The following is a 16,397-nucleotide window of genomic DNA, read 5'->3' on the forward strand; positions in this document are numbered from 1 at the left end:
GCCGACCAAGGGGAGTGCCAGCACATGCCCGCCGTGCCCGTTTACCGCAAGATCATTAATGACATACGCGGACGGATAGAGTCCGGTGAACTCAAGGCGGGAGACAAGCTGCCCTCGATCGCCGAGCTGATGCAGGCATACGAGTGCAGTGACACCCCGGTCAAGGCGGCGCTCGGCCGGTTGCAGGACGCCGGGGTGCTCGAGGGCCACCAGGGCCGTGGAGTCTACGTAATGGGCAAGCCCGTCCAGTCCTCCCCAGGTAAGTAGGATCGCGCCAGAACCACACCGTACCCGGCACCCGGAAAGTGGTGCATCCACCCCAAATGGTCGATGTCGTCGTGGTCGGAGCGGGCGTGATCGGGCTGACGTCCGCGATCCGCCTGCGGGATGCCGGCGCCCGGGTGGCGCTCGTGGCCGCCGACCCGCCCGAGCGGACCGTCTCCGCCGTGGCCGCCGCGGTGTGGTATCCCACGCACACCGACCCCGACCCCCGGGTGCTGGCCTGGGCCGGGGAGACCTACGACGAGCTGGCCCGCCAGGCGGCCGCGGGCGCGCCAGGTGTGGTGATGCGCCGCACCCGCATGTTCGTCCAGCCGTCCGACGACCCGTGGTGGGCGCGGGTCGTCCCCGATTTCGAAGACCACGGCGGTGAGTGGCGGTTCACCGTGCCCACCGTGGAGATGGGCCCCTACCTGGAGTGGCTCGTGGCGCGGCTGGCCGGCGGCGGCGTGCGGCTGGAGCGCCGGCGCCTCCGCGACCTGGCCGAGGCGGCCGAGCTCGGGCCGGTGGTGGTCAACGCCACCGGCCTCGCGGCCGGTGTGCTGTGCGCGGACGCCGCGATGGTCCCGGCCCGCGGCCGGATCGTCCTGGTCGCCAATCCGGGCATCGAGACGTCGGTACGCGACGAGCACCACCCGGCCGGCACCGCCTACGTGCATCCACGCTCCCGGGACGTGGTGCTCGGCGGCACGTTCGAGCTGGGGGAGTGGGACACCGGCCCGGATCCGCGGGTCGCGCGGGGGATCGTGGCCCGCTGCACCGAGCTCGTGCCGGAGCTCGCCGGCGCCCCGGTGCTGGGTGAGCTGGCCGGGCTGCGGCCGGTGCGGCGGAGCGGCCCGCGGGTCGGCGCCGACCCCGAGCCGCTGCCCGGCGGTGCCCGGATGATCCATAACTATGGGCACGGAGGGGCCGGAGTAACGCTGTCCTGGGGATGTGCGAGCACCGTTCTCGTAGACTTCGGCCGTGACCTCGGTCCAGATCGCGGAGAGCCACACCCTCCGGCGGGACGCCCGGCGTAACCGGGCCTTGATCATCGAGGCGGCGCGCGAGGTGTTCGCGCTCGCCGGCTTCGGCGCGCCCCTGGACGCGGTGGCCCGGCGCGCGGGCGTCGGACGCGGCACGCTCTACCGCCACTTCCCAGACCGCTACGCGCTGGCGGTCGCCATCTTCGAAGACAACGTGCGCGACATCGAGCAGCTCGCGATGGCCTGCGATGGCCGCCCCGACGCGTTCGACGCGCTGCTGCGCTCGCTGGTCGACCACCAGGTGCGCAGCCACGGCCTGCACCAGGCGCTGGCCAAGGGCAAGGAGGCGCCGGAGCTCCAGGCGCTGGCCGAGCGGATCGTCCACGCCTTCGGCGAGCCGATCCGGCGCGCGCAGGAAGACGGCGCCATCCGCTCCGACCTGGCCAAGGAAGACCTGCTCGACGTCATGCGCATGGTCGCCTCGGTGATCGAGGGGATCGACGACCTCGAGCGCCGGCGGGCCAAGGCCGACCGCGCCGTGAGCCTGCTCCGCAACGGCCTGCGCGGCTGACCAACCCCGCCGCCGAGTTCCAGAGACCTTTCGGAGTCGGGGTGCTTCGACCCTCCTATTTAGACAGAGATTTGAGCTACCGCGACGTCCGTCGGGGTCCAGACCGCTGCTCCCGCGGCCTCACCCGTCCGCCGCTGGTCGCGCTCACCCTGCGCGCAACCGGCGGGGGTTTGAGCTCGCGCCAGGCGGTGGTCGACGTTTGTCCACAATGCCCGCTCCCGGACCGGCGGAGGTAGAGGTCCGCGGGACAAGCCCTTCTCGCGTCCCTGCGACAGGTTCTTTGCGGCGGCCCGCGGGAGCATACGGTCCGTAGCTCAAATCTTTCGGGCTTCGGGCAGCTTGACCACCGCGAGCGGCCTCGTGCTCGGGATCAGGTGGGGTGGTCGCCGCAGGTGGCGATGCTGCACCAGCGGCGGCGTCCACTGTGGTCGGCGAAGAGCCAGCCGCAGGTCCGGCTGGCGCAGGCGCACACCGTGAAACGCCGCGGATCCGCCAGCAGCTCGCCGGCGCTGCGGGCGGCCGCCAGCAGCGGCGCGCGCAGGCCCGCGGCGGGTGTCAGCCGCCAGTGCCCGAGCCCGTCCGGCCCGCGGCGGAAGACCGACACCGCGGCCGCCGCCTCGACGTGCCGGGCCACCGCCGCGAACGCCTTCGCGTCCGCCGGGTCGGTCAGGCAGGCGTACAGCCTGGCCCGCAGCTCGCGGGTCTCGTCGAGGACCGCGGCCGCGGCGAGTGGGTCGCGTCGGGCGGCGCGGAGCAGGTGGGTGACGGTGGCGTCGTCGAGCAGGTCCTGGTGGCCGGCCCACACCGCGAGCGTGGGATAGCCGCGGAGCCACTCCGCGCCGGGCGTGCGTTCGCCGCCCCAGCCGGCGTACGTGTTGCACAGCTCCAGCGCGGGGTGCCCGCCGACGCTCCAGGGCAGCCAGTGGTCGCGGACCCGGACCGCGTACACCGGGGCGGCCGGGCGCTCCAGGCGCGGGTCGCCGGCGAGGATGCGCTGGTGCACGGTCTCCAGCTCGACGCCCGGCTCGACACCTGACTCGCCGGCGAGGGCCTTGCGCGCGTGGTCGTAGAGGTCGAGCGCGTCGGCCTGGCGGGCCGCACGGAACAGGGCGGTCATCACGCTCGCCACGAGCCCTTCCCGGGTGGGGTGCTCGCGGGCCAGGCCGGCGAGGTCGAGGGTGACCCGCTCGTGGTGGCCCATGTCGAGCAGCACCCGCGCGTGGGTCTCGGCGGTAGTGAGCCGCAGGTCGTGTAGTGGCGCGCCGAGCCGCTGGCGCAGCGTATCGCCGGCGAGGCCGGCCAGGAGCGGGCCGCGCCACAGGGCGAGGGCGGTGCCGGCGAGGCGTACCCGCTCGCCCGGGTCGGTCGTGGCCGCCACGCCGCGGGCGAGGTCGGCGAAGCGCACCGTGTCGACGTCGGCGCCCTCGACCGCGTAGCCGCCGCCGGTGGTCACGATCGACACCCGGTGCGGTGACAGGGCGGTGCGGAGGCGGCCGATGTACGTGTGGACGGTGCCCCGTGCGTTCGCCGGCGGCTCGCCGTCCCACAGCAGGTCGGCAAGCCGTTCGACGGTGACGGCGTGGCCGGCGTCGAGCAGCAGGATGGCCAGCAGCAGCCGCTCCTGCCGCCGCCGACCGACCGTCACGGGCTTGCCGTCACGGCCGGCCTCGAAGGGTCCCAGCAGCCTGAACTCCATACCGCTAGGACGCTTTGGTCACCCCAGTTCGGTGCACAGGTTGCGCTCGGTGCCGTGGTACATGGTCACCGTCTTCACGCCGGCGGCGTCGAACGCGACGGTGTAGACCCCGTCGAAGACCCAGAGCCCGCGCGGGCGGTTGCCGCCACCCTCGCGGAAGCCGAACCCGGCCGGCCCCACCAGGTACCAGGTGGATTTGGTGGTGAGGGTCCCGCCCGGCTCGATCTCGACGAGGGCGCTGCCGCCGAGGTCGGCCTCCAGCGTCTCGCCGGTGTCGGTGTTGGTGTACGCGAAGACGAGGTCGCCGACGTACGCCTCGCGCTTGGTCGAGCCGTCCGGGTGGCGGGCCAGCACCTTGGTCTTCACCTCGTCGACGACCGGCTCGCCGTGGACCGGGAAGTCGCAGCGGGCGCCGGCCGCCACGTCGAACGGTGCCGAGGGCGCCGGCAGCCACCCTCCCGCGGTCACCGCGAGCGCGGTCACAAGATTCATCAACATGGGAACGAGCCTGGCCCGGCCCGCTCACCATCCGCTCACCACGGCTGGGTCAGGAGCTCGTGGATGCGGCGGGCCCGGTTGGTGACCGCGGGGTGGTCGAGTGGGCGGCCCTGTGGTGGGCCGAGCCATCGGCAGAGCTGGCGCAGGGCAAGCAGGACCGCGCCGCGCTGGATGGCCGGCCCGTGATCGGCCGGCAGGGGCTGGACGCGCTGGTAGCCGTCGAGCAGGGCGGGCAGCAGGGCTTCCCGGTCGTGCAGGTGGAAGTGGCTCAGGTCGAAGAACGGCTCGGTGCCGCGGATCTCGCCGAAGTCGATGAGCCCGGTGTACCGGTCGCCGGTGTGGAAGATGTGCGTCGTGTCGAAGTCGCCGTGGGCGAGCACCGCGCGTGCGGGAGGCCGGTCGCGCTCGTGTTCGACCATGCCCTCGATGGTGTCGAGGACCGGCGTGGCGAACAGCGACGCCAGCGGGCCGGGCCAGGTCTGCGGCAGGTACGAGGTGAGGTACGGCGGGTAGGTGGCGTATTCGGCCCGCAACGGCCACCGGCGTCCGCGCCGTCGCACGAAGCCGAACCCGTCGACCGGCACCTGGTTGAGCACGGCGAGGTCGGCTCCGGCATCCGCGACCACGGGTGCGGTGCGGGCCGGCGCGGCGCCGGGCACCTCGGTGGTGATCATGACGGAGCGGCCGATGTCGGCGTTGAAGGCCTCGACGTAGACCACCGACGCGACCTTGACGCCGAGGTCGCGGAGCCGCTGGTGCAGCTCCGCGTCGGTTTCGAGGTTTTCGTCGGCCTCCTCGGCCACCCGGAGGTAGAAGGTCTCCGTTCCTGTGTGGACTTGGTACACCTGCGTGGACATCCCTTCGGCGGTGCGCCGGTAGCTGACGGAAGCGCCGAAAGCCTTGTGGAGCAGGGCGTGTAGAGCGTCGGCGGGGACGTCCGGCTTGCGGTGCGACAATGGCGGCCCTTTCGGCGGGGGACAACGACGCGTGCGTGCTCTCGCTAGCATGCCGGCCATGACAACGGGGATCGGATCTCGGCTGGCCGTGGTCGCGTGCGTCGCGGCCCTCGCCATCGCCGGATGTGGCAAGAGCGGTGCCGGAAAGTACGGCGACGAGCTGGAAAACGCCGGCTTTCAGAACGTGTCGGTCACGCGTGACGAGGAGGGCTCCGGCAAGAAGAAGCTCGTCGCGTACGACTTCGACGTCGCCGTAGACACCGACGGTGACGACGGCACTTGTGCCGTCGAGCTGGAGCACCCGGCCAACTCCAAGGGCCGGCTCACCGGCGACGACTGGCACATCGACGAGGTCAACGGCGAAGACGTCAACGGCTGGGGCGCCGACAGTCCGGACGCCGCGAAGGTCAAGCAGCTCCTCCAGGAACACGGCTACGACTGCTGATCAGTCCACCGCGACGGCCCGGGGCAGCGGAAAGAGCGTGAGAAACCGCCGGGCCGTCGCCATGTCGCCGGTGAGCTCGACCCGGCCGTGCCGCATCGCCTTGGACAGCTCGAGGTTGTCGTGGAGCATCGCCGTGAGCGAGTCGGTGTCGGTGTGCAGCGTGACGTCGGCGGCGCCCACCACGTCGCGGGTGGCCTGGAAGGCCCGGTCGGCGATGCGGATGGCGAACTCTTCGTCACCGAGCCGCAGCGCGATGGTGGCGTCGAGATCCCCGGCGGCGTCCGGGTCGAACAACGCCTTCAACGAGAGGATCAGCGAGCTGGCGCTGATCGGGGCGTGCACTGGCAGCGCGGGTGACTGGCTGGCCCACCGGGCGAGCCCGGTGATGAGCGGCTCAAGCTCGGCGCCCCACCCGGTCAGCTCGTAGACCCACGCCGGCGCGGGCGGCCCCAGCCTGCGCCGCCGCGCCAGGCCGGCGCCTTGCAGCTCCTTGAGCCGCTGGGAGAGCACGTCGGCGCTGACGCCGGGCAGGGCGGCCTGTAGGTCGGTGAACCGCTTCGGCCCCAGGAGGAGCTCGCGCACGACGAGCAGCGCCCACCGCTCGCCGACGAGCTCCAGGCCGTGCGCCAGCGCGCATCCGTCGTTGTATCCCCGCTTGCCCACCACCAGATCAGCCTAGCACTCGCTCCGTCTAAGCAACTTTTTGCTTGGAAAAACCGATCAACTACTTGTACAGTCCGAGAGCAAGGATGGTGCGAGCGAGAAGGAGAGCAGCTATGCCACAGGTACTTATCGAGGCACCGACGGGGATCCAGCCAGGCGCCAAGGAGACGATGATGCGGGAGATCTCCGCCGCCGTCGACGAGGCGTTTCGCATCCCCGACGTCCGGGTCTGGCTCCGGGAGTACCCGGCCGGAAACGTCGCGCAGGACGGTCGCGTCGGCGCCGAGCCGATCCGTCCACTGTGCTTCCTGGAGGTCCCCGAGCTGCACAAGCTAGACGCCAAGCGCGCGATGGCCCGGCGGATCCACGACGCCATCGCGGCGGCGTACAGCGGGCTGGCCAACACCGACGAGACACTGATCCTGATGAACCACTACCCGCTGGAAAACGCCGGCTGGGCGGGACGGTTGCAGTCCGACGACGCCGGCGCCGTGGCCGCGGTGCGGCAGCTCAACGCCTGAGCACGGTCGGGGCCCGCCCCCAAATGAGGGCGGGCCCCGCGAATCTCTCAGGACACTCCGGCCGCGCGCCCTTCGTGCAGCGTGATGTTGCGGCCGTCCGACGGGTCGAAGAGGTGGATCTTCTCGAGGTTGAACCAGACCTTGTACGACCCGCCCTCGCGCACCCGCGACTCGGCCGACAGCCGGGTCACCAGGTTGGCGCCGCTGGTCGGCAGGTCGGAGGCGCCCGCGTCGGCGGCGAGCTCTTCCAGCTCGGCCGAGCTGGCCCGCTCGCCCTCGACGGTCAGGTACACGTACTTGTCCGAGCCCATCGACTCGACGAGCTCGACCGGTGCCTCGAACTCCCTGCCCTTGCCCCGCGCCGGCTCGTCGACGAGCGCGGCGTCCTCGAAGTGCTCCGGGCGGATGCCGAGGATCATCTCCTGCGGCGCCTCGCCCCGCTCCAGCATCCCCCGCAGCCGGTCGCCGATCGGCACGTCACCCAGCGCCGTGCGAAGAGCCCCGTCCGACGCCTGCGCGCTGAGGAAGTTCATCGCGGGCGAGCCGATGAAGCCGGCCACGAAGAGGTTGTTCGGGTGGTCGTACAGCGTCTGCGGGTCGCCGACCTGCTGCACCGCGCCGGCCCGCAGCACCACGACCCGGTCGCCGAGCGTCATCGCCTCGGTCTGGTCGTGCGTGACGTACACGGTGGTGGTGCCCAATCGCTTTTGCAGCCGGGAAACCACGGTGCGCATCTGCACGCGTAGCTTGGCATCCAGGTTGGACAGTGGCTCGTCCATGAGGAACGCCTTGGGGCTGCGCACGATCGCCCGGCCCATCGCCACCCGCTGCCGCTGGCCGCCGGAGAGGTTGGCCGGCTTGCGGTCGAGCAGCTCGGTGAGCTCCAGCACCTTGGCCGCCTCGGACACCTTCTCGTCGATCGTGGCCTTGTCCAGTTTGGCCAGTCGCAGCGGGAAGGCCATGTTCTCCCGCACGGTCATGTTCGGGTAGAGCGCGTACGACTGGAACACCATCGCGATGTCACGGTCGCGCGGCGCCTTCTCGTTCATCCGGTCGCCGCCGATGCGCAGCTCGCCGCTGGAGATGTCCTCCAGGCCGGCGATCATGTTGAGCAATGTGGACTTGCCGCAGCCCGACGGGCCGACCAGGATCACGAACTCGCCGTCCGCGATCTCCAGGTCTACGTCGCGCACGGCGACGGTGCCGTCCGGGTACTGCTTGCCGACCTTGTCCAGCACGATCTCGGCCATGAGTCACCCCTTAACCGCGCCGGACGTCAGGCCCGAGACGATACGACGCTGGAAGAACAGCACGAACAAAATGATCGGAATGGTGATGACGACGGCGGCCGCGGAGATCGACCCGGTCGGGTCTTCGAACTGCGAGTCGCCGGTGAAGAACGACAGCGCCACCGGCACCGTGCGGGAGCGCTCGGTGGAGGTGAGCGAGATGGCGAAGAGGAAGTCGTTCCAGCAGAAGATGAACGCGAGGATCGCGGTGGTGAACACCCCCGGCGCGGCCAGCGGCGCGATCACCTTGCGAAACGCCTCACCCTGCGTGGCACCGTCCATCTTGGCCGCCTTCTCCAGGTCCCACGGGATCTGCTTGAAGAACGCCGACAGCGTGTAGATGGTCAGCGGCAGCGCGAACGTGATGTACGGGAGGATGAGCCCGGGCCAGGTGTCGAACAGGCCCAGCCGCCGCTCGATGTCGAAGAGCGGCGAGACGAGTGACACCTGGGGAAACATCGCGATCAGCAGCGATACGCCAACCAGGGCGCCCTTGCCGGGAAAGTCGAGCCGGGCGATCGCGTACGCGGCCATCGTGCCGAGGGTCACCGCGATGAGCGTGGATATCAGCGCGATGCCGATCGAGTTGATGAGCGCGCGCACGAACTGGTCGGTCTGGAAGATGGTCTTGTAGTTGTCGAGCGTCCACTCACGCGGGATAAAGTTGCCGTCGGTGAGGGTGGCCGTCGTCTTGAACGACAGCGACATGATCCACAGCACGGGGATGAGGGCGAAGACCACCACGATGACGTCGAGCAGTCCCCAGCGCCACTTGACTCCACGTGACTCCATCAGCGCCTCCCCTCGTCGCTGCTACCGGGTGCCGCCGTGCCGAAGAGCTTCACGAAGATGAACGCGATGATCGCCACGGTCAGGAAGATGAGCACCGACATCGTGGAGCCGATGCCGAGGTTGAGCCCCTTGATGAGGTTGTTGTAGGCGAGCATCGACACCGACGAGGTCTCGTTGGCGCCCGCGGTCAGCACGTAGATGTTGTCGAACACCCGGAACGCGTCGAGCGTGCGGAAGAGCAGCGCGACCAGGATGGCCGGCTTCATCACCGGCAGCATCACCTTGATGAAACGCTGCCACGCCGTCGCGCCGTCCATCGACGCGGCCTTCAGCAGATCCTCGGGTACCAGCGCGAGGCCGGCCATCAGCAGCAGCGCCATGAACGGTGTGGTCTTCCAGATCTCGGCCAGCATGATGATGGCCAGGGAGCTGGCCCGCTCGGTGAGTGGCGCGCTGTCGCTGAAGAGGTTGGCCAGGTAGCCGGTGCCGGGTGTCCACGCGTATCGCCAGGAGAACGCGGCCACGACCGTGACGATGCCGTACGGGATCAGCGCGGACGTGCGCACGATGCCCCGGCCGACCAGGGTGCGGTGCATGATGACGGCCAGCCCCATGCCGAGCACCAGCTCGATCACGACCGTCACGATCGTGATCAGCATGGTCACGCCGAACGCGGTCCACCAGTACTGGTTGCTCAGCACGGTCACGTAGTTGGACAGCCCGACGAACTCGCGCTCGTCCGGAAACTTCAGGTCGTACCGCTGAAGCGAGAGCCACACCGAGTACAGGATCGGGTAGCCGGCCACGGCGAGCATCACGATCGCGGCGGGCGCGCAGAGCAGCCAGCCCAGCCGGCGCTCGGCCCGCTTGCCTTCGGAGAGGCGCGCCTTTTCCGCCTTGCTCAGCGGCTTTTCCTCGGCCCGGTGCTTGGCTGTCGTGGCGGGCGCGCTCATGGCAGGACCCCCTTCGACTCGAGAGCGTCCTGTATGGACCCGCGCAGCTCCTTCGCGGTCTGCTCGGGGTTGATCGAGGCGGGCGGCGACAGCGTCGCCGACATCACCGTCGAGATGTTCTGGTACGCCGGGGAGAGCGGCCGCGTCGCCGGGTCCCGAAGCTCCTCCAGGATCGTGTCCTTCATCGGGTACGTCTCCGCCATCTCCGGGTCGGCGTAGAGGCTCTCGATCGTCGGTGGCACGCCGTCGTTGATCGCGGAGAACTTCTGGTGCTCGGCGTTGCGCAGGCACAGCGCCGCGTCGAACGCCTCCTCGGGATGCTTGGAGTACTTGGAGACCGCGAGGTTGTAGCCACCGATGGTGACCTTGCTCGGTGTGCCCGCGTCGACGCCCGGGTAGCGCGCCCACCGCACCTTGGCGGCGAGGTCCGGGGCGCCCTCCTGCATGGCCGGGTACACGAACGGCCAGTTGAGCTGGAACGCCGCGTTGCCGCCCTGGAACTGCAACCGGGCATCGTCCTCAATGGAGTTCGTGAACGAGGGGCTCGTCACCCCGGCGGAGGCGAACTTCTGGAGGATCTCCAGCCCGCGCACCGCGCCCTGGTCGAAGACGGCCTCGGTGCCCTCGTCGTTGAGGATGTGGCCGCCGGCGCTGGCGACGATCGTGTTGTAGAGGACGACGAGGCCCTCGTACTGGGCGCCCATGGTGATGACCTCGTACGGCTTGCCCTGCCCCTTGAGGTCCAGCGACTGCTGGATCATCTCGTCCCACGTTCGCGGCGGCTGCTGCACCAGGTCGGTGCGGTACCACAGCAGCTGCACGTTGGTGTTCTTCGGCGCCGCGTAGAGCTTGTCCTCGTACTCGGCGCTGGCCAACGGACCGGCCAGCGTGCCCTGCTCGGCCTGCGCCTTGTTGTCGCCGGTCCACTCCAGGATCCAGTCGGCGCTCGCGAACTCCTGGGTCCACGTGATGTCCAGGCCCAGCACGTCCATGCCGCTGTCTTCGGCGGCGAGCCGGCGCACCATCTGCACGCGCTGGTCGTCGGCGCCGCGCGGCAGCACCTGGTAGCTGATCCGGTAGCGGTTGGCCGCCTCGGCGTTGCAGTCGTCGACGACCTTCTGAAGGTTTTGCTCGGGTGCGTAGTACAGGTTGATGGTGGGTGTGCCGCTCTCGCCGCCGCCGCACGCGGCTAACGGCGAGAGCAGGGCCATCGCGGCCGCGGCGGCCCCTACCCGTGCCGTCCGTCTCGTCTTCCGCACCGGCCTCGCCTCCCTCCGGTCGGGCGCCGGAGGGCGCGGCGCGCCCGCAGGATCCCTGCGTGGCGCGAGCGCGTCGGCGTCGACGCGTGATCTGAAACCCCCGGCTGGTCGTCGCGTCGCGCGAGCGCGACACGACGACCAGCCTCAAGAGGATCGTTTGTGCGCCCCTTCTCCCCCGTCCGCACGGACATCAAACCTGGCGAGGTTCACTATAGGATCAAGCACAAGATATCGGTGCAAAACTGGGCAGGCTCACCAGCGTCGATGGCTAAAAGTGCACGAACGGCCGCTGTCCGGAGGGCGAATCCCGTCGGTACGGTCAGACGGCCGGGTCGCCGCCGAAGCCGATCCTCCCCATTAGACGGTCCGGAGGGCGGGATCGTGGAAGAGACAATCGTGCGGCCTGTGGCGATCACGTTCGACGTGCGTGGGCTGCCGCCGCTGAAAACCGAGGCGCTGTCCATCTTCTCCGCCGGCCACCGCCAGGCCCGCCGGGTGCGCGCGCTGCTGGAGGCCGCCTGCGCGGCCGCGCAACGCACCGGCTGGACCGCGCTGGCCGTCCCGGTCGCGCTGGACGTGGTGCTGCGCCGCCCACCCGGCCACCACAGCGGCGACGCGACGAACTTCCTCGGCGGGATCGGCGACGTGCTCCAGGACAAACGCCGCTCGGCGAGCGTGAGCCTGGCCCACCTGGGCGTGCTCGTCGACGTGGCGCTCTACGTCGACGACCGGCAGATCCGCCAGCTCTCCTACCGCGAGGAACACGCCGACGAGCCGTCGTACACGGTGCGCGTCTCGGCGCTCGGCCCGTGATCTGACGCTAGGTCGAGGCGCGGAGGCGGCCGCCATGGTCCGCGCACACGGTGGCGAACCGCTCGGCGGCGGCGATGACGTCCGGGACCTCGCGCTTGTACGTGCTCAGCTCCACCACGAGCTGCTTGTGCCGCGCGCCGACGTCGCGAATGCGCACGCGGTCGTGCCTGATCTCGTCCCACGGACCCTTGTCACGCTCGTCGCGGAGCTGCTTCTGGCAGGCGGTGGCGTCCTTGCGCCGGTCGAAGTCGGCCAGGACCCACACCGCCGCACTGCTGGCCTCACCGGCGGCCTGCGGATCTCCATGCACCGGCGCGCCGGCGACCTCCGCCCCGGCGGACAGCCGCGCGGTGCCGTCGACGAGGACCCTGAGCTCCCAGCATTCCTCCCACTCGCCGGTGAAGTAGGAGGTCAGGAACGGGTCGACGCCGCCGGAGACCACGCCGGCCTCGACGCCGGCGGCGGACAGGACCTCGCCGAAGAACGCCGGTCCTGAAATCGGCAGGGGTGCCGTCCGGAGGCGTCCGTGGGTCAGGAGCAGCTGGACGATGTCGCCGGAGCGCTCCACGATCGGGTACCAGACGTGATAGGAAGGCGCGCTACTCACCGGGCTCCTTGAAGTTGGGTCCGACGTCCTTGTCGTACGAGCCAGCGCTCTTGTTGAGGTAGGCCTGGAGGATCTCCACGGTGCTCTCCCGCCCCTTGAAGTGATACCAGTCGAACCGCTCCGACTGGTTGGTGTTCTTCCCGTCGCTGTTCCAGTGCCGGAACACCTCGGGTTTGTGCTCGACGCTTGGCTCGGTCTTACCCTTCAGCGGCACGATCGTGCCCGGGACGGCCTCCCAATGTGTCGCGGTGGCCCAGTCGGCCGCGACCACGAAGCTGTTGGTCCGGCGGTCCTTGAGGCGCAGGAGCGGCGTGACCCGATCCTTGATGATCTGCTGCGTGGCGGTGCGGTCCCCGGAGCGGTAGAGGCGCCGCCGGATCATCTGCGCACCCTGGTACTTGGGCCGGAGGATCCGCACGCCGTTTTCGATGATGGTGTACTTCGTCTCGCCCGGTGGGTACGTGCGGGAGGTCTTGCGCGGGTTGATCTCCGCCACCGCGCGGAACTCGCCGCCCCCGCGGTCTTCGAGGTACAGCCTGGTCAGCTTGTGTTTGCGTCGGATCCGGCCGAGCTGCCGCGCGATGACCGAGCGGCTGGGCGTGTCGCCGGCGAGCGCCTCGACCTCGGCCAGCGCGGCATCGAGCGCCTTGAGCTTGTCGGCGGCGCTGCGCTTGTCCTCGCGCCTGGGTGGCCGCCTGCGCCGCCGGTCGGGGTCCTTGCGGTCCGGCCGGCGCCGGGCCCGCCGTGGCGGCCGGTCGGGCCTGGGCTTCTTCGGCTTCTTCGGCTTCTTCCGGTCGAGCTGGCGCTTGAGCTTGGCCCACAGCCGCTTGACCAAGCCGATGATCTTGTTGATCGCCCAGTCGACCGCGCGCTGTACCGGCCGGGACAGGGTTTGGAAGATCTTCTTGACCCTGTCCGCGATGCCGCCGATCCCCAGCAGCGCGGCCAGGAAGCCGATCAGCACCGGGATCGACCTGGCCAGGGCCCGCTCGACGAGGGCCGGCGCGCCACCACCCGCGCCGCGCGCGATGGCGATCACCGCGTCCAGCACCGCGTTGACGAAGTCGATGATCTGGCGGGCGCGCTGGACGATGAACGTGACGATGTCGATGATCAGCTTGACCGCGCGGACGAACGCCGACGCCGGGTTGAGCAGCGACAACACCCAGGTGATACCGGCGATGATGATCGTCGGTACCAGGTACTCGATGATCTTTGAGATCAGCGTGCGCTTGAGGTCGCCGACCCGGGCCTTGATCTCGTCCCACAGGCCGCCGACACCTTCCCGCTTGACCTTCGTGACCAGCGGAACCGCCGACTCGGCCGCGACGACCGCCTGCACCGGTACCCGCCGCACGATGCGCGCCCGGAGCGACGCCCAGCTCAGGCCGAGCAGCGTGGCGATCAGCAGCAGGATGCCCCGGGCGTCGAACCTGGCCGGCAGCTGGAGCCCGGCCCGCGCGGAGACGCCCAGCAGCCAGGACAGGATGCCGGTCTGTAGGTGGGTGCGGATGTTGCGGATGAAGTTGCGGAGCCCCGCGCCCACCGCCCGCACCAGGTTGCCCAGGAAGCCGATCGGGTCGCGCAGGATCGCCATGATCGCCTGCCCGGCCTTGGCCAGCACGCCCAGCAGCAGGTTCTTCAGCTCGATGATGGTGTCGATGACGCCCTTGACCGCGTCCACGGCCTTCGCGACGAGCCCCTTGTTCTTCTCCTTCTCGGCGGCGATCTCCTCGTCGACGCTCTTGAGCGCCTCGGTGTACTTCTCGGCCAGCGTGTCGACGAGCTCCGTGCCCTTGTCGTCGACGGACTGCCGCAGGTCGTCGAACTTCTCGCTGAAGTCGGCGGCCGCCTCCTGGCCGATCGCGCGCAGGTCGGCGGGGAGCCGGCGCACCTCGGCCTGGAGATCGGCACGGCCCTTGGCGATGCGCCGCTTGGCGCGGGTCAGCTCGCCGGCGATGGTGTCGGCGATGCGGGAGATGACCTTCCGCATCTCGGCGACGTAGTTGTCCCGGGCCACGACGTAGACCTGGTTGGCCTCCTCGGGCAACCCGGCGAACAGGTCGCGTACCCACCGCGCCTTGCCGGTCAAGCCGCCGTAGCGCCGGTCCTTGTACTCGGACATGCGCCGCTTGTGCTCGGCGGTGAACGCGTCGCGGGCGTCCTTCTCCTCGCGGGTGAACTGGTCGTCGACCTTCTTGTCGAGCCCGGACAGGATGTCCTCGACGTCCTTCTTGGTCGCGTCGAAGACCCGCTGGAGCGTCGCCGTCACCTGCGCCCGCTTGTCCTCGTCGCGCCCCTTCGCGCCGGTCTTGCCCGCGCCCACCTTCCGGCCGGTCGTGACCCGCGTGCCGGTGATGTCGCGCATCGCGTCGGTGCCGGTGCCCTGCGCGTCCGCCTTGGCGCCGGCGAGCGTCTTGGCCTCGTGGGCCCGCATCCGCGCCTGGGCCCGCGGCGCTTCGCGCTCGGCGGCCTTCTTCTCGCCCAGCGCTTTGACGAACCGCGGCTCGTTGGACTTGGCCAGCTGCGGCTCGGTCACCTGCGCGGCGGCCATCTGGTCGTTGATCTCGCGCGGGCCGTCCGAGGTGTCGGTCGCCGACGGCGGCAGCTTGTCGGGCACCGCGTTGGCCGCGTGGGGTGTGCCGGGCACGCCCGGCGGCCGGTCCGCGGTCAACGGCACGACCGTCTTCTCCACCGCTTTCGAGGTATCCGGTGGCGCCGCCGTCGTGGTGGCGATCTCCTCGGCCGACTGCGCCTTGCCCTCGCCGACGCGCCCCTGCACCTCGGCCTTGGCCTCGGCCGGCTTGTCCGAGTCACCGAACTTGTCGGCCTCGTCGAGGTTCTTCGGCGCGCGCTTGGCGATCGCCTCCTCGACCGCGCGGATGAACGCCGCCTTGTCGAACTCCTTCGGCTGCGCGGCGTCCATCTTCTCCGCGTTGGCCGCCTTGCCCTGCGCTTCCTTGTCGTCCGCGGGCGGCTGGGCGGCACCCTGCGCGTTGGTGGCCTCGGCCCGCGCCGGTGGGTGGCTCGTCGCGACCGCCCGCTTCTTCGCGCCGACGTCCTTCTTCAGCGCCTGGAACTTCGGATCCCGGTCCGGGCCCAGCCGCCGCCTTGCCCCGGCCGCCTCCTCCCGCACCTGCTTCTGGCCGCGCCCCGGCTCAGCCACCGCGGGCGCGCCGGCCCCCAGCGCGGCCGCGGGCTTCTTGTCCTTCGGTGCGGCCGCGGGCTCCGCGCCAGCACCCGGCTTGGCGGCGCGCGCCCCGGCCTGAGCCGCGGTCGCGCTCCCGGGCACCGTGCCGGACGCGGCCGCAGTCGCCGAGCCCGCGCCGCCGGTGGCCGTGGTCGCGGGTGGCATGGGCGTCGTGCCGAGCAGGCTGGCCGCCGTCGCGCCGTTGCCGGCCGTGCGCTGCGCCTGCGACACCAACGGCGCGGCCACGGTCAGCGGCAGGCCCGAAACACCCGGAAGGGCACTCGCGGGCACCGCCGCGAGGCTGGCTGCGACGGCGGCGTTGCCCGCCCGCGCCCGATCCGGACCGGCGGTCGTCATCGGCGCGGGCCGGGTGTCCGCCGCCGGACCGGCAGCCGGCACCGTCCGCGGCGCCGGCGTCACAGCGGGCGCCAGCGGCGGGAGCGTCACGGTCCTCACCGGCGGAGGCATCCGTGCCACCGTAGGCACCCAGCTGGCCCGGTCGCGCCGATGAAAACCCTAGGGTCTCGGCTGTGGTGCGGCAGGCGCGTCCGCCGGCCGCACCTAGGTAACGCGGCGTAAGCGGGCCGGGTGGTGGGCCTTCAGATCTAGGACGTTTAGGGTTGAAATAGCGCCCTAACTCTCCTAGATCTCGAATCTCGCGCCGCTCGCGCCGCCGCGGTGGTTACTCGCGGCGACGAGACCCCTGTTGCTTTCCCGGATCGCCGATCCGGGAACAGGCATTGTGGACCGCCGCCCTGGCGCGGGCTCAAGCCACCCGCCCCCTTTCTCCCCGCAGGCTTGCGCGTAGGGGTGAGCGTGACCAGCGGCGGATGGGTGAAGCCGCGGGAAATGCACCCCAAGAAAACGCTCCGCTGCGCTCCACGTTTCCCCGGGGCCCCG

At 70.6% G+C, this 16,397-nt stretch carries 16 protein-coding genes; 6 read left to right on the top strand and 10 right to left on the bottom strand.

Translation table 11 applies throughout. The annotated features are described in order from the left end of the window. Positions 1-24: 24 nt before the first annotated feature. Genes ACTMTJ_RS34095 through ACTMTJ_RS34105 form a run of 3 tightly spaced genes read left to right on the top strand, consistent with a single transcriptional unit; the run spans position 25 to position 1,815 of the window. A complete protein-coding gene (locus ACTMTJ_RS34095; protein WP_441222788.1) occupies positions 25-267 on the top strand; it encodes a winged helix-turn-helix domain-containing protein in 243 nt (80 codons plus the stop codon). Positions 268-323: 56 nt separating this feature from the next. After that, a complete protein-coding gene (locus tag ACTMTJ_RS34100; RefSeq protein WP_441222789.1) occupies positions 324-1,298 on the top strand; it encodes an FAD-dependent oxidoreductase in 975 nt (324 codons plus the stop codon). Continuing rightward, on the top strand, positions 1,243-1,815 hold the full coding sequence (locus ACTMTJ_RS34105; protein WP_441222790.1) for a TetR/AcrR family transcriptional regulator: 573 nt from the start codon (positions 1,243-1,245) through the stop codon (positions 1,813-1,815). Before ACTMTJ_RS34100 ends, ACTMTJ_RS34105 begins: the two co-directional genes overlap by 56 nt. A gap of 370 nt (positions 1,816-2,185) precedes the next feature. On the opposite strand, the gene ACTMTJ_RS34110 is transcribed toward ACTMTJ_RS34105, so the two are convergent. From ACTMTJ_RS34110 to ACTMTJ_RS34120, 3 genes are read right to left on the bottom strand one after another with little or no spacing between them, the layout of a single operon-like run. Beyond that, positions 2,186-3,511 (bottom strand): BTAD domain-containing putative transcriptional regulator, encoded by a 1,326-nt coding sequence (locus ACTMTJ_RS34110; protein ID WP_441222791.1) that lies wholly within the window; start codon positions 3,509-3,511, stop codon positions 2,186-2,188. An 18-nt stretch (positions 3,512-3,529) separates the two neighbouring features. Continuing rightward, a complete protein-coding gene (locus ACTMTJ_RS34115; protein ID WP_441222792.1) occupies positions 3,530-4,009 on the bottom strand; it encodes a hypothetical protein in 480 nt (159 codons plus the stop codon). Positions 4,010-4,044: 35 nt separating this feature from the next. Then, positions 4,045-4,965, bottom strand: coding sequence for a phosphotransferase (locus ACTMTJ_RS34120; RefSeq protein WP_441222793.1), 921 nt, complete (start codon positions 4,963-4,965; stop codon positions 4,045-4,047). Positions 4,966-5,023: 58 nt separating this feature from the next. On the opposite strand from ACTMTJ_RS34120, the gene ACTMTJ_RS34125 reads away from it, so the two are divergent. Next, positions 5,024-5,410 (top strand): hypothetical protein, encoded by a 387-nt coding sequence (locus tag ACTMTJ_RS34125; protein WP_441222794.1) that lies wholly within the window; start codon positions 5,024-5,026, stop codon positions 5,408-5,410. Here ACTMTJ_RS34125 and ACTMTJ_RS34130 read toward each other — a convergent pair whose 3' ends face one another. Beyond that, entirely contained in the window at positions 5,411-6,076 is a 666-nt protein-coding gene (locus ACTMTJ_RS34130) for a winged helix-turn-helix transcriptional regulator (protein ID WP_441222795.1), read from the bottom strand. A gap of 110 nt (positions 6,077-6,186) precedes the next feature. On the opposite strand from ACTMTJ_RS34130, the gene ACTMTJ_RS34135 reads away from it, so the two are divergent. Continuing rightward, on the top strand, positions 6,187-6,594 hold the full coding sequence (locus ACTMTJ_RS34135; RefSeq protein ID WP_441222796.1) for a hypothetical protein: 408 nt from the start codon (positions 6,187-6,189) through the stop codon (positions 6,592-6,594). 47 nt (positions 6,595-6,641) lie between these two features. Here the strand turns inward: ACTMTJ_RS34135 and ACTMTJ_RS34140 are convergent, their stop codons facing one another. From ACTMTJ_RS34140 to ACTMTJ_RS34155, 4 genes are read right to left on the bottom strand one after another with little or no spacing between them, the layout of a single operon-like run. Next, on the bottom strand, positions 6,642-7,844 hold the full coding sequence (locus ACTMTJ_RS34140) for an ABC transporter ATP-binding protein (protein WP_441222797.1): 1,203 nt from the start codon (positions 7,842-7,844) through the stop codon (positions 6,642-6,644). 3 nt (positions 7,845-7,847) lie between these two features. Next, a complete protein-coding gene (locus ACTMTJ_RS34145) occupies positions 7,848-8,675 on the bottom strand; it encodes a carbohydrate ABC transporter permease (protein ID WP_441222798.1) in 828 nt (275 codons plus the stop codon). Continuing rightward, the gene (locus ACTMTJ_RS34150) at positions 8,675-9,628 is read right to left on the bottom strand and encodes a carbohydrate ABC transporter permease (RefSeq protein WP_441222799.1); all 954 of its coding nucleotides are present in this window, start codon (positions 9,626-9,628) and stop codon (positions 8,675-8,677) included. The genes ACTMTJ_RS34145 and ACTMTJ_RS34150 overlap by 1 nt, the downstream gene beginning before the upstream one ends. Beyond that, complete coding sequence (locus ACTMTJ_RS34155) at positions 9,625-10,839, bottom strand: ABC transporter substrate-binding protein (RefSeq protein WP_441222826.1); 1,215 nt, start codon at positions 10,837-10,839, stop codon at positions 9,625-9,627. Before ACTMTJ_RS34155 ends, ACTMTJ_RS34150 begins: the two co-directional genes overlap by 4 nt. A 444-nt stretch (positions 10,840-11,283) precedes the next feature. On the opposite strand from ACTMTJ_RS34155, the gene ACTMTJ_RS34160 reads away from it, so the two are divergent. Then, the gene (locus ACTMTJ_RS34160; protein ID WP_441222800.1) at positions 11,284-11,700 is read left to right on the top strand and encodes a hypothetical protein; all 417 of its coding nucleotides are present in this window, start codon (positions 11,284-11,286) and stop codon (positions 11,698-11,700) included. 7 nt (positions 11,701-11,707) lie between these two features. On the opposite strand, the gene ACTMTJ_RS34165 is transcribed toward ACTMTJ_RS34160, so the two are convergent. Beyond that, complete coding sequence (locus ACTMTJ_RS34165; RefSeq protein ID WP_441222801.1) at positions 11,708-12,307, bottom strand: hypothetical protein; 600 nt, start codon at positions 12,305-12,307, stop codon at positions 11,708-11,710. Next, positions 12,300-15,965 (bottom strand): hypothetical protein, encoded by a 3,666-nt coding sequence (locus tag ACTMTJ_RS34170; RefSeq protein WP_441222802.1) that lies wholly within the window; start codon positions 15,963-15,965, stop codon positions 12,300-12,302. The genes ACTMTJ_RS34165 and ACTMTJ_RS34170 overlap by 8 nt, the downstream gene beginning before the upstream one ends. Between the last annotated feature and the right edge of the window lie 432 nt (positions 15,966-16,397).

Source organism: Phytohabitans sp. LJ34, assembly GCF_052068095.1.
In the GTDB taxonomy this organism is placed as follows: Bacteria; Actinomycetota; Actinomycetes; order Mycobacteriales; family Micromonosporaceae; genus Phytohabitans.